We start from the raw sequence: 13,680 nt of genomic DNA on the forward strand, positions 1-13,680 counted from the left end.
AAAGTTGAAGGATGTTGCAGATCATCACTCTTTTGCTTCTTTGTCTGAAATCATTCAACAAGCACTCACAATCATGATACAATAAGGTAAAATGAGCGACTAATAATAACAGATATCGATTCTGATATTATTCAGATCTGCTCGCTAAATATTTGGTTACTTACAGGAGGATATCCATTTTTATGTCGAATGATAAGCAGGACAAACAATTCGTAACTGAAATTACACCACAAAGCGAAGACTTCTCACGTTGGTATATTGACGTGATCAAAAAAGCTGAATTAATGGACTATTCACCTGTACGCGGTTGTATCGTTTTCCGCCCGGATGGATATGAAATTTGGGAGCATATTCAGCACGATTTAGACCGTCGTTTTAAAGAAACCGGTCATCGTAATGCGTATTTCCCATTATTTATTCCAGAAAGCTTTTTTGAAAAAGAAAAAGAACATATCGAAGGATTTAATCCTGAATTGCCTTGGGTAACTGAAGCAGGTGGAGATAAGCTAGAAGAACGTTTGGCTATTCGCCCTACATCAGAAACCATGTTCGGACATATGTATTCTAAATGGATTCAATCTTACCGGGATCTTCCAGTATTGATTAACCAGTGGGCTAACGTTGTTCGTTGGGAAAAACGTACATTGCCTTTCTTACGTACAAGTGAATTCTTGTGGCAAGAAGGTCATACTGCTCACGAAACAGAAACAGAAGCACGCGAAGAAACAATGCGTATGCTTGAAGTGTATCGTGATTTTGTAGAAAGTTTCTTAGCGATTCCTGTAATTACAGGGCAGAAGAGTCCTTCTGAGAAATTTGCAGGCGCACGTGACACGTATTCTATCGAAGCGATGATGAAAGATGGACGTGCTGTACAAGCAGGTACTTCTCACTTTATGGGTACTAACTTTGCAGAAGCTTTTGAAATTCAATACTTAAGTCGTGATAATACACAAGAGTATGCACATACCACTTCTTGGGGTGTAAGTACACGTCTAATCGGTGCGCTTATCATGGTGCACGGTGATGATCGTGGATTGGCTTTGCCTCCTAAAGTGGCTCCAAAACAAGTCATGATTATTCCAATTGGACCTCCTAAAACACGTGATATGGTTGTAGGACGTGCAGATGAATTATTTGCTGAATTGAAAAAAGCCGGAGTACGTGTAGGTATTGATGATCGTGCCGATGTACGTCCAGGTTGGAAATTCAATGAATATGAAATGCGTGGTATTCCAGTTCGTTTGGAAATTGGACCTCGTGATATGGAAAATGGAGTATGTGTATTGGTTTCTCGTATCACAGGCGAGAAAAAACAAGTGGCTCTTGAAAATATCGTAACTGAAGTTCAAAATATGTTAGATCAAGTACAACAAGAAATGTACGATCGTGCGCTTGCTTTCCGTGAAGAAAACATGCACCAAGTCGATACATTGGATGAAATGAAAGCTATTATGGAAGAAAAACGTGGCTTCTTTATCGCAGGCTGGGATGGTACGATCGAATCCGAAGCGAAAGTAAAAGAAGAAACAGGAGCAACGATCCGTAATATTCCTTTCCAATTAGATGTACAAAAAGAAAAATGTCTTGTTACAGGTGAACCTGCGAAACATACTGTTGTATTCGCTCGTGCTTATTAAGATATCTTATAGATCTAGACTGTTATCTATCTAGATCGGATAAATGTATAATTCAATTTCTAGCTGCTGTTGGTATAGGGCTGAAATGAACATATAGCTAACGATGTAAAGCTATTGAAGCAGGCAAGCTTCCAACAGAGTGGAGTAGACGGCAGTCTGATACCAACTTTAGTGGAGGCTTGTTGCTTTTTGGAAAGGGGGATCTTATGAGCGTTAGTGGAGAGAAAAGAACACGGTTCGAACTGTTAATGAACCAGGCACAAGTACCTGCTGGATTAATGGAGCCTCATTTTGCAGATGGTATGATCGATCGAGTAGAGATTAGTCGTAGCAATAAAGAATGGAAAATCGTGATTGCGAAAGAAACATTAGTAGCAGCACCAACCTATCGTGCGTTTTGCTTGCATATTCAAGAAAAGATGGGGCATATCGCCAAAATTCGCTTTCTGTTTCAATACGATGAAGCTGTCGATGTGGTACAGATTGTAGAAGAATATTGGAATATGTTTTTGGAATGGGTACAACGTGAAATCCCTTCTGTTAATGGATGGATGACACGTGCTAAATATATGGTAGACGATCATACAGTTACGGTGACGATGAGTGATAACATGTCACTAGAACTTGCCAAAAAGAAACAAATTGATCAAGCTATCGTACGCTTTTATCAAGATTATTTTAACCTTACATTACGGATCAAGCTTCAAGTGGGTGAAAATACGACTGAAGCTGTAGAAGAATTCCATGTACAGCGTCGTAAAGAAGAACTGGAAGAAATCGAGAAATTGATGACCAGTATGGAATCCGAGTTCGAAGAAGATACCGATGCAGATGGAGAGCCTGTACGCTTACAAGTTGGTTATGAGATCAAAGAACAACCTACACCACTTCAAGATATTCAAGATGAAGAAAAGAAAATTACGATTCAGGGAACTATTTTTGGCTTAGAAAGCAAAGAGCTTCGTAATGGTAGTACATTATTTACGTATTTCTTAACAGACTTTAGTGATTCCTTGCAAATGAAAATGTTTGCTAAAAATAAAGAAGATCTTAAAATCATGAATCTACTAGCCAATGGAAAATGGGTAAAAGCTCGTGGTAGAGTAGAATACGATCGCTTTATGACTATTCCAGAACTTGTCATGATTCCATCGGATCTAAGCGAAGTTAAAGCTCCTGCTGGACGCAAAGATGATGCTGACGAAAAACGGGTTGAATTTCATTTGCATACAACAATGAGTTCAATGGATGGTATTACCCCGATTGATCAATATGTCAAAACAGCCGCGGCATGGGGACATTCTGCCATTGCAGTTACCGATCATGGTGGAGTTCAATGTTATCCTGAAGCCTACAAAGCTGCTAAAAAGCATGGTATCAAAATGATGTACGGACTTGAAGCGAATGTAGTGAATGATGCCGTAGCGATTGTACTCAATCCTCAACCGATTGATTTGAAAACAGCTACGTATATCGTTTTTGATATAGAAACAACCGGTCTATCGGTTACACAGAACAAAATTATTGAAATTGCAGCGATCAAAATGGTAGATGGCAAAGAGTTAGATCGCTATGCGACTTTTGTTGATCCGCATGAACGTATTCCTTACAATATTCAGCAGTTGACTAATATTACGGATGAAATGGTTCGTGGAGCACCAGAGATTGATCAAGTGATTCGTGAATTTGTAGAATTTGCGGGTGATGGTATTCTAGTCGCGCATAACGCACGTTTTGATATCGGCTTTATTCAAGCTACACTGAAAAATCACGATTTACCAGAAATGGAAAATCCGGTGTTAGATACTCTTGAATTAGCACGTTTACTGTATCCAACATTGAAAAATCATCGTCTAAATACATTAGCTTCGAAATATAAAGTCTCTTTGGAAAGCCATCACCGTGCGATTGACGATACACTAGCACTTGGAGGCATTTTGTTTGGACTATTGAGTGATGCGGATAAAGAACGTCGCTTAACTCGTTTGGATCGTTTGAATGAATTTGTAGGGCAAGATTTATCCAATGTGCGTCCTTTTCATTGTGGTATTTATGCATTGAATGAGATTGGCAAAAAGAATCTATTTAAATTAATCACTTTATCACATACTCAATACTTCAAACGAGTAGCTCGTATACCTAAATCGGTATTGACTGAATATAGAGAAGGATTGTTAGTTCTCTCTGGTTGTGAAAAAGGGGAGTTCTTCGAAGCCGTTCTTAATAAATCAGTAGAAGAAGCCGAGGAAATTGCTCAATTCTATGATGTATTAGAAATTCAGCCGCTAACGATGTACATGCATCTGGTGGACAAAGGATTAGTAGCAAGTCCACGTGAGTTAGAGATCGCTGTGAACAAAATTTATGATATCGGAGCTAAATTAGACAAACCGGTAGTCGCAACAGGAAATGTTCATTATTTGGAACCGAGACAGAAATTGTTCCGTGATATTACGATTAACGGGATTACTGGTTTTAGTCCGCTTAAAGATCAGCGTAAACCGGATGCTCATTTACGCACAACGAATGAAATGATCGAAGAATTCAGCTTTATGGGTGAAAGCAAAGCCAAAGAAGTCGTTGTTACCAATACACAAGCATTAGCAGAACGTTTTGAATCGTTTGAGCTGTTCCCTGAAAAATTGTTTACACCTATTTTGGAAGGCGCAGACGAAGAAATTCGAAATACTTGTTATGATACAGCGAAGTCGATCTATGGCGAAGAGTTACCAGATGTTGTTGTAAAACGTCTTGAAAAAGAATTAGAACCGATTATCAAGTTCGGATTTTCTGCCAACTATTTGATTTCCGAGAAACTAGTTAAAAAGTCTAACCAAGATGGTTATTTGGTAGGTTCACGGGGTTCTGTAGGTTCTTCTGTTGTAGCTACGTTTCTAGGTATCTCTGAAGTAAACCCATTGCCTGCTCACTATATCTGTACCAACCCAGAATGTAGACATAGTGAATGGTTTTTAGATGGTAGTATCCCGAGTGGATTCGATTTACCCGACAAAGACTGCCCTGATTGTAATGGTAAGCTTAAAGGGGAAGGTCAAGATATTCCGTTTGAAACGTTTTTAGGATTTAAAGGGGATAAAGTTCCCGATATCGATTTGAACTTCTCAGGGGATTATCAACCGAAAGCTCATAATTACACCAAAGAATTGTTTGGCGAAAAAAATGTATTCCGTGCGGGTACCATTGGTACAGTAGCGGAAAAAACAGCATTTGGTTTTGCTAAAAAATATGAAGAATTGCATCAGAAGAAATGGCGTAATGCTGAACTTAGCCGCCTAGCTTCAGGATGTACAGGCGTCAAACGGAGTACAGGACAGCATCCCGGCGGTATCGTTGTTGTACCGGATTATATGGATGTAGAAGATATTACACCTGTTCAGTTCCCGGCAGATGATGTGAATGCAGAGTGGAAAACGACACACTTTGATTATCATGCTTTTGAAGCCAACTTGCTCAAGCTAGATATACTAGGACATGATGATCCGACCATGATGCGGATGTTGCAGGATTTGACAGGTGTAGATCCGACGAAGATTCCGATGAATGATCCCAAAGTCATGAGTATGTTTAACTCGACAGAAGCATTAGGGATTACAGCAGAGCAATTACGCAGCCCTGTTGCTACTTATGGTGTACCTGAGATGGGTACTAAATTTGTACGCCAGATGTTAATTGAATCGCTACCTTCTTCCTTTGCCGATTTGTTGCAGATATCAGGTCTGTCTCATGGAACAGGGGTATGGTTAGGAAATGCACAAGATTTGATCAAAAATAATACCTGTAATATCAAAACAGTAATCGGTTGTCGTGATGATATTATGTTGTTCTTAATTTACAAAGCAGGTATGGATGCCAGTCTTGCTTTTAAAATTACTGAAAGTGTACGTAAAGGGAAAGGGTTGTCCCAAGAGTGGATTGATGAGATGAAGAAATGCAAAGTACCGCAGTGGTATATTGATTCCTGCCTCAAAATCCAGTACATGTTTCCGAAAGCCCATGCTGCTGCTTATGTTATTTCAGCAGTGCGGACGGCTTACTTCAAACTGTATTATCCAATTCAATACTATGCGACTTATTTTACAGTACGGATCGAAGACTTTGATCCTGATCTATGTTGTCAGGGATATGAAGCGATCTATCGTAAAATTGTCGAGATTGAACAAATGGGATTCCAAGCTCCAACCAAAGAAAAAAATATGATTCCTATGTTAGAAATGGCACTTGAAATGACAGCACGTGGATTCAAATTCCAACCGGTGGATCTGTATCGCTCTGAAGCGACTACATTTACAGTGGATGGAGATAGCTTGATTCCTCCATTTTCAGCTGTACCGGGGATTGGTGATAATGCAGCACGTAATATTGCGGCTTCTCGTCAACACGGAGAATATCTGTCGATTGAAGATTTCCAACAGAAATCCAAAGCGACTAAAACGATCGTGGAATTGATGACGCAAATGGGTTGTTTCCGTGGCTTGCCAGAAAGCAATCAGCTGTCTCTATTTTAAATCAAGACGATGCGTCATGTACCAAGCATTAACACCTTGTAGTCAAGGTTATTTACTTGTCACTCCTTTGGAATTATGATATAATTTTAAGGTGATAAGGAAGATAAAACCGTTTTGTGAAGAGTGGGGAAACCCACTCTTTACTCTTTGGTATACGGTTGTTGAATACATTTACAGGAAATAATGACGCAGAAGATCGAACCGAGAGAAGTAAATTGGTTCGATTTTCTACAAAAAGCGGCAATAATGAATTGGTTCAACAACATGTTTTGTATATAGGATTTTAAGGTGATGGAGGGTTGAATTGTTTGAGCACACCGAAGATTAAAACGACCGTAGAAGAAATGGTACAGCCATTTTTGAGTGAGCATGGCTTCGAGTTGGTCGATGTGGAATATGTAAAAGAAGGCAGTAACTGGTTTTTGCGAGTGTTCGTGGATAAGGACGGCGGTATTGATATCGAAGATTGCAGTCGGATCAGCGAATATATGAGTGAACAATTGGATGGCAATGATCCGATTACGGGAGCTTATTTTCTAGAAGTATCTTCTCCAGGTGCAGAACGTCCACTTAAGAAGAGTGAAGATGTTGCAAAAGCAGTTGGCAAAGATGTTTTTGTAACAACGTATGCAGCTTTGGATGGACAGAAGGAATTTGAGGGACGATTGCTTTCATTTGATAATGAAGAATTACTGATCGAAGCGGGCAAAAAAACTCACACTATTCCATATGAAAAAGTAGCCAGCGCAAGACTGGCAATCATTTTTTAAACGGTAGTTTTTTGAAAGGGGGAACTTGAAGCACATGAGTATGGAGTTTATTGAAGCAATGAACGAATTGGAAAGAGAACGAGGAATCAGCAAAGACATCGTGTTCGAAGCGATCGAGGCTGCCCTAATTTCCAGTTACAAGCGTAATTTTAATGCAGCACAAAATGTACGTGTTGATATGAACCGCAATACAGGAGTTATCAAAGTATTTGCACGTAAAAATGTAGTGGAAGAAGTCTTGGATGCACGTACAGAGATTTCTATAGTATCTGCGCACGACATCAACCCGAACTTTCAGTTGGAAGATGTTGCTGAGATCGAAGTGACTCCGCGTGACTTTGGACGTATTGCTGCACAAACAGCGAAGCAAGTCGTAACTCAACGTATTCGTGAAGCAGAACGTGGTTTGATTTACAATGCTTTTATCGACAAAGAAGAAGATATCGTAACAGGTATCGTTCAACGTCAAGATGCACGTAATATTTATGTGGATCTTGGTAAGATCGAAGCTGTACTTCCTCTAACTGAATTAATGCCTAACGAGAAATTCACAATGAATGAACGTATCAAGGCTTATATCACTAAAGTGGAAAATACAACTAAAGGTCCTCAGATCATTTTGTCACGCACACATCCAGGATTGCTTAAACGTTTGTTCGAACTTGAAGTACCTGAGATTTTCGATGGTGTGGTTGAAATTCGTTCTGTAGCACGTGAAGCAGGCTTCCGTTCTAAAATTGCTGTCTTCTCACGCAACGAAGAAGTAGATCCAGTTGGTTCATGTGTAGGTCCTCGTGGTATACGTGTACAGATGATCGTTGGTGAACTTCGCGGTGAAAAAATCGATATCGTTCGTTATTCTGATAGTGTTGAAGAGTATGTTGCTAATGCTCTTAGCCCATCCAAAGTACTGGAAGTTCAAGTATTTGAAGATGAGAAAATGGCACGCGTAATCGTTCCTGATTATCAACTATCTCTGGCAATTGGTATCAAAGGGCAAAATGCTCGTCTTGCTGCCAAATTAACAGGATGGAAAATTGATATTAAGAGCGAGACACAAGCAGAAGAAGAATATGGTCGTCCAAAAGAAGCTAGCGAAGAAATGCACCAAGATTCGATATCGGTTGACTAAACATTTTCATTTGTATGCCTGATAGGACTTTCCCTCAAAATGGCAGGGGACAGGTGCCGCTTTGGATGTTGATGTTATGATAACAATATGGGGAGTTCGAAGGGGGACATGAGATGATGATAAAAACCAAGAAAGTACCGCTGCGCAAATGTGTAGCTTGCCAGCAAATGATGCCTAAGAAAAGTCTAGTGCGTATTGTACGTACGCCAGACGATCAGGTGGAAATGGATTTGACCGGTAAAAAATCGGGACGTGGTGCGTATATTTGTGGCAACATGGCCTGTTTTCGTTTGGCACAAAAGAGTCGTGCGTTTGATCGTGCACTCAAAGCGCCTGTTAGTGCGGAAATATATGAGCAGCTTGCCCATGAATTTAGCAGTGTAGAGAACGATTTTTGCACAGTACAGGAAAGAGGCGCTAATGAATAACGAACTATCCCTACTCGGGCTTGCGATGCGAGCCGGCAAAGTGTTATCTGGAGACGAATTGGTTCTCAAAGCGATTCGTTCTCAAGAAGCCACCCTTGTCGTATTAGCTGGAGATGCTTCAGATAATACACAGAAAAAATTCCGTGATAAATGCGGAAGTTACAGTATTCCGCTTCTTATCGGGTATGACCGTGATCAGCTCGGCTCAAGTATTGGTAGAGATGGACGAGTCGTGTTGGCTCTGACAGACAAGGGTTTCGCAGAGTTATTCCGCAAACGAATGGGGAATTCCTCGGAGGTGGAATATATTGAGCACACAGGAGCAGAAGGATAAACTGAGAGTTTATGAATATGCGAAATCTCTCAATATGAGTAGTAAGGAAATCATTACGATCTTGAAAAGACTGGATGTACCGGTCAATAATCATATGAGTGTTATGGAAAATGATGCTGTATCCAAAGTGGAAAAGTTTTTCAAAGATATCAAATCAAATGCTGCGGATAAGCATGTCAATTCAACAACCCAAAACGCGAGTGCGGATCGTACTCGTGAAAAAATTCAACAGGAAAAGCAGGTAGGTATGGATACGAAAACGCAGAACAACTCAAATAGTGGGAATAACAAACCCCAAAACGGTTCCTCTAGCAGTAACCGTAGTAACTCGTCGTCTAGTCAATCAAGTAACCGTCCAAGTACGGGAAGTAACAACAGCAGTTCTAGAACATCTTCAACATCAGGACAAAGCAGTCGCCAACCAAGCAGTGCTTCTCGTCCGCCATCTCAATCCAGTTCTCAGAACCGTCAGCCTTCAGGTCAAGTAAGAAGCGCTGGTCCTACAGGTAACAGCAGTACAAGTAGCAATGGTAACCGCAATGCTAGTGGCGGTACTGGAAGTAGTAATGCTGGTCCTAAACGCAATAACAGTACTGGTGGCGGTCAAGGCGGAGGCAATCGCTCCGGTGGCGGCGGTAACCGTTATGGTAGCAACAACAATAGTAACCGTAACAGTGGACGTGGTGGTAAAGGTCGCGGTAAAAATCAATATAGCAACCAACCTCCTCGTGAGAAAATTGATAATACACCTAAGAAAATCATCGTTCGCGGTGAAATGACTGTTGGTGAAACAGCTAAATTGCTTCATAAAGATGCTTCAGAAGTTATCAAAAAGTTGATCACAAGTGGCGTAATGGCTACGATTAACCAAGAGCTTGATTTGGATACGATTCAGTTGCTTGCTAGCGACTATGGCGTAGAAGTTGAAATCAAAATCGCAGTTGAAGATGATCGTTTTGAAACCGTTGAAGAAGTCGATGATGAAGCTGATTTGAGCACACGTCCTCCAGTTGTAACGATCATGGGTCACGTCGATCATGGTAAAACAACATTGCTTGATGCTATCCGTTCTACGAACGTAACTGGTGGCGAAGCTGGTGGTATCACTCAGCATATCGGTGCATATCAAGTTGAAATCAACAAAAAGAAAATTACTTTCTTGGATACACCGGGTCACGAAGCGTTTACAGCTATGCGTGCTCGTGGTGCACAAGTTACAGATATTACAATTATCGTAGTTGCAGCAGATGATGGCGTTATGCCACAGACAGTAGAAGCGATTAACCATGCGAAAGCAGCGGGTCTTCCTATTATTGTTGCTGTAAACAAAATTGATAAACCAGGTGCGAACCCTGATAAAGTAAAACAAGAGTTAACAGAGTATGAATTGGTACCGGAAGAGTGGGGCGGAGATACAATCTTTGTTAATGTATCTGCAAAACAACGCGAAGGTATTGAAGACTTGCTTGAAATGATCTTGTTGGTTGCTGAAGTGAACGACTATAAAGCAAACCCTGACAAACGTGCTCGTGGTGCGGTTATCGAGGCAGAGCTAGATAAAGGTCGCGGTCCGGTTGTACGTATTCTTGTACAAAACGGTACACTCAAAATCGGAGACGCATTTGTTGCAGGTAACTGCTTCGGACGTATCCGTGCCATGGTAAATGATAAAGGTCGCCGTCTTAAAGAAGCAGGCCCTTCTACACCAGTAGAAATTACAGGTCTGACTGAAGTTCCTTTAGCGGGAGATCCGTTCATGGTGTTTGAAGATGAGCGTAAAGCTCGTTCAATCGCTGACAAACGTGCGATTACACACCGTCAGTCTGAATTGGGTGCTAACACTCGTGTAACATTGGATGATCTTTTCCAACATATCAAAGATGGTGAAATCAAAGACCTTAACGTAATTATCAAAGGTGACGTTCAAGGTTCGGTTGAAGCTCTTAAAGGTTCATTGGAAAAAATCGAAGTCGAAGGCGTTCGCGTCAAAATTATCCACCGTGGTGTAGGTGCGATTAACGATTCTGATATTATCCTTGCTGCTGCTTCTAATGCGATCGTTATTGGTTTTAACGTTCGTCCAGATAGTCAAGCAACGCAAACCGCTGAGCAAGAAAAAGTAGATATCCGTCTACATCGTGTTATCTATAATGCTATTGAAGAAATCGAGCAAGCTATGAAAGGCATGCTGGATCCAGAATATAAAGAAGTTGTTGTTGGTCACGCTGAAGTACGTAGCGTATTCAAAATCAGTAAAGTTGGAGCTATTGCAGGATGTATGGTTACTTCCGGTAAAATGGTCCGCGCTGCTGAAAGCCGTCTGATCCGCGATGGTATTGTTATCTTTGAAGGTAAATTAGATTCACTTAAACGTTTCAAAGACGATGCTAAAGAAGTGGCTCAAGGGTATGAATGTGGTATTACATTAGATGGCTACAATGACCTCAAAGAAGGCGACATTATCGAAGCATTCATAATGGAAACCGTAGAGCGCTAAGTGCGAGGTGAAAAAACATGGCTAAAATCCGAACAGGTAGAGTCGGAGAACAAATCAAAAAAGAATTAAGCTTGCTTATTCAAAGTGAAATGAAAGACCCACGTATCGGTTTTGTAACGGTAACAGGTGTAGATGTCACTAATGACCTATCACAAGCTGAGGTATACCTTAGTGTGATGGGTGATGAAGAGCAAAAAGCGAATTCTGTAAAAGGTATCGAAAAAGCAACAGGGTTCCTTCGTTCTGAATTGGGCAAACGTATCCGTTTGCGTCACACTCCAGAGTTGATTTTCAAAATCGACGAATCGATTGCTTATGGTAGTCGAATCGAAGAACTTTTGGGTGAGATCAAAAAAGACGAAACGAACGAGTAATTTTAATCACTTTTACAAGGATCAAGCCATATAGCTTGATCTTTAAAGGAGACGGCGATGCAGACCTATGAACAAGGGCTTCTGAATGCGAAAGCATTTATTGAGGAGCACGATGATTTTCTAGTGGTTTCGCATGTTCAGCCGGACGGAGACGCAGTCAGTTCCACTGTAGTAGTGGGCTGGCTTCTGTCTTGTCTAGGCAAAAAATTCACACTGGTGAATGAAGGACCGATTCCCAAAAGAATGCACTATCTAACCTTATCTGATCAGATTATTGATCAACAAGAGGATGGTAGTGAACGTCAATATCAACATATTATTTGTGTAGATTGTGCAGATTTCAAACGTGTAGGTTTAGTTAGCCATTGGATGAGTGATACAGCTTCTATTTTAAATATTGATCATCACCCGACCAATGATAATTATGGCGAAGTTAATCTGATCAAAGCAGATGCAGCTGCAACTGCTGAAATTTTATATGACTGGATTGAATGTTTTGATGTGAAATGGACCAAAGAAGCGGCTGAAGCTATCTATACGGGTCTGTTAACAGACACAGGCGGATTCCGTTACTCCAGTACTTCTCCTAAAGTAATGGAGATTGCTTCACGATTATTGGATCTTGGTGTAAATGGACCGGATTTAGCAGAAACATTGCTAGAAGAAGTGACTTTACCACAAGTGAAAGTATTAGGGATGGCATTATCGACATTACAAATGTGTGAAGATGGCAAAATTGCTCATGTCCATGTTACACCTGAACATATGATTATAGCTGGAGCCGATAATGAAGACTTAGAAGGTATTGTTAACTATCCTCGTAATATTCAAGGCGTCGAAGTGGGCATCTTTTTTAAGGTAATTAATGATACTGCTGTTAAAGCAAGTCTCCGTTCTGCAGGTAAAGTCAATGTGGCAGCCGTTGCTCAACATTTTGGCGGTGGAGGTCATATTAAAGCTGCAGGTTGCCGTTTGGAAGGGACTCTGGAAGAAGTTACAGCACAGGTGATCCAGCAGGTGAAGGAGTCATTATGAATGAATTTGATGGAGTGCTTGCGGTACATAAACCGGCGGGCTTCACTTCTCACGATGTGGTTGCCAAAGTTCGGCGTCTTGTAAGCATGAAAAGAATAGGACATACCGGTACACTTGATCCAGCCGTAACAGGTGTATTACCATTATGTCTGGGACGTTCAACACGAATTGTTGAATATTTGCAAGAAATGCCCAAAGAATACGTAGCTACACTTCGATTAGGATTAGCTACAGATACCGAAGATATGACCGGTACGATTACAGAGCAGATCGATACAGTAGATGTATCGGAAGAACAAGTGCGTCATGTACTGGGGCAAATGATTGGAACGATCTCTCAAGTACCCCCGATGTACTCTGCGATTAAAGTAGATGGTAAACGTCTGTATGAATTAGCACGAGAAGGCAAAACGATTGAACGCAAAGCGCGAGAAGTAACGATCTATGAATTGGAAATCATTGATTTCAAAGCAGGGGATCATCCTGAAGTTTCTTTCCGAGCATTATGTTCAAAAGGAACTTATATTCGTACGCTTTGTGTAGACATTGGACGTGCTCTGCATGTACCTTCGGTGATGGTTGAATTGGTTCGCACACAATCAGCGGGTATTTCACTCGATCAATGTGTAACATTTGAACAAATTGCAGAAGCTGTAGAGCAAGGCGTATTAGAACAACATTTGATCAAGCCAGATCAAGCTATGTCTAATCTACCTTCTTATACAGTAGATGCTTCGGTATATAAGCATACACTACAGGGTAAACGTATCAGCATCGATGCGATTCAGCCACACGATGAATCACAACTTCTAGCTGATATGACAACAGAGTCACCTGTATTTAAATTGTATGCACCAGATGGGATTTTTATCGGTATTTTCCGTTTGGAACAACCCGCACAAGAAATTGTACCTGTTAAAGTATTTTTACCGTAACGAATCCAT

Annotated in this window: 10 protein-coding genes; all 10 read left to right on the top strand. The window is 40.8% G+C overall.

Annotated elements, in window-relative coordinates; genetic code table 11:
• Positions 1-182 precede the first annotated feature (182 nt).
• Positions 183-1,640, top strand: coding sequence for a proline--tRNA ligase (gene proS, locus PO903_RS14275; RefSeq protein ID WP_273593734.1), 1,458 nt, complete (start codon positions 183-185; stop codon positions 1,638-1,640).
• A 206-nt stretch (positions 1,641-1,846) separates the two neighbouring features.
• Positions 1,847-6,166 (top strand): PolC-type DNA polymerase III, encoded by a 4,320-nt coding sequence (locus PO903_RS14280; RefSeq protein WP_137222735.1) that lies wholly within the window; start codon positions 1,847-1,849, stop codon positions 6,164-6,166.
• 308 nt (positions 6,167-6,474) lie between these two features.
• Positions 6,475-6,936 (top strand): ribosome maturation factor RimP, encoded by a 462-nt coding sequence (gene rimP, locus PO903_RS14285; protein WP_069327342.1) that lies wholly within the window; start codon positions 6,475-6,477, stop codon positions 6,934-6,936.
• A 34-nt stretch (positions 6,937-6,970) separates the two neighbouring features.
• Positions 6,971-8,068, top strand: a complete 1,098-nt coding sequence (gene nusA / locus PO903_RS14290; RefSeq protein ID WP_069327341.1) for a transcription termination factor NusA — start codon at positions 6,971-6,973, stop codon at positions 8,066-8,068.
• A 119-nt stretch (positions 8,069-8,187) separates the two neighbouring features.
• Complete coding sequence (gene rnpM / locus PO903_RS14295; protein ID WP_069327454.1) at positions 8,188-8,496, top strand: RNase P modulator RnpM; 309 nt, start codon at positions 8,188-8,190, stop codon at positions 8,494-8,496.
• Positions 8,489-8,830, top strand: a complete 342-nt coding sequence (locus PO903_RS14300; protein ID WP_069327340.1) for a L7Ae/L30e/S12e/Gadd45 family ribosomal protein — start codon at positions 8,489-8,491, stop codon at positions 8,828-8,830. Before rnpM ends, PO903_RS14300 begins: the two co-directional genes overlap by 8 nt.
• Positions 8,805-11,327: a translation initiation factor IF-2 gene (gene infB / locus PO903_RS14305; protein WP_273593735.1), complete on the top strand. Its 2,523-nt coding sequence runs from the start codon at positions 8,805-8,807 to the stop codon at positions 11,325-11,327. The genes PO903_RS14300 and infB overlap by 26 nt, the downstream gene beginning before the upstream one ends.
• 17 nt (positions 11,328-11,344) lie before the next feature.
• Entirely contained in the window at positions 11,345-11,701 is a 357-nt protein-coding gene (rbfA, locus tag PO903_RS14310; protein ID WP_069327338.1) for a 30S ribosome-binding factor RbfA, read from the top strand.
• A gap of 57 nt (positions 11,702-11,758) precedes the next feature.
• A complete protein-coding gene (locus tag PO903_RS14315; protein WP_273593736.1) occupies positions 11,759-12,736 on the top strand; it encodes a DHH family phosphoesterase in 978 nt (325 codons plus the stop codon).
• Positions 12,733-13,671 carry a tRNA pseudouridine(55) synthase TruB gene (gene truB / locus PO903_RS14320; protein WP_273593737.1) on the top strand — a complete coding sequence of 313 codons (939 nt, stop codon included), beginning with the start codon at positions 12,733-12,735 and terminating at the stop codon, positions 13,669-13,671. The genes PO903_RS14315 and truB overlap by 4 nt, the downstream gene beginning before the upstream one ends.
• Positions 13,672-13,680 lie beyond the last annotated feature (9 nt).

It is taken from the genome of Paenibacillus sp. PK4536, from assembly GCF_028594455.2.
Taxonomy (GTDB): domain Bacteria; phylum Bacillota; class Bacilli; order Paenibacillales; family Paenibacillaceae; genus Saccharibacillus; species Saccharibacillus nuruki.

Coding starts and splice junctions, on each gene's coding strand:
- proS (WP_273593734.1), top strand. CDS start 183: ATGTCGAATGATAAGCAGGACAAACAATTCGTAACTGAAATTACACCA.
- PO903_RS14280 (WP_137222735.1), top strand. CDS start 1,847: ATGAGCGTTAGTGGAGAGAAAAGAACACGGTTCGAACTGTTAATGAAC.
- nusA (WP_069327341.1), top strand. CDS start 6,971: ATGAGTATGGAGTTTATTGAAGCAATGAACGAATTGGAAAGAGAACGA.
- PO903_RS14300 (WP_069327340.1), top strand. CDS start 8,489: ATGAATAACGAACTATCCCTACTCGGGCTTGCGATGCGAGCCGGCAAA.
- rbfA (WP_069327338.1), top strand. CDS start 11,345: ATGGCTAAAATCCGAACAGGTAGAGTCGGAGAACAAATCAAAAAAGAA.
- PO903_RS14315 (WP_273593736.1), top strand. CDS start 11,759: ATGCAGACCTATGAACAAGGGCTTCTGAATGCGAAAGCATTTATTGAG.
- truB (WP_273593737.1), top strand. CDS start 12,733: ATGAATGAATTTGATGGAGTGCTTGCGGTACATAAACCGGCGGGCTTC.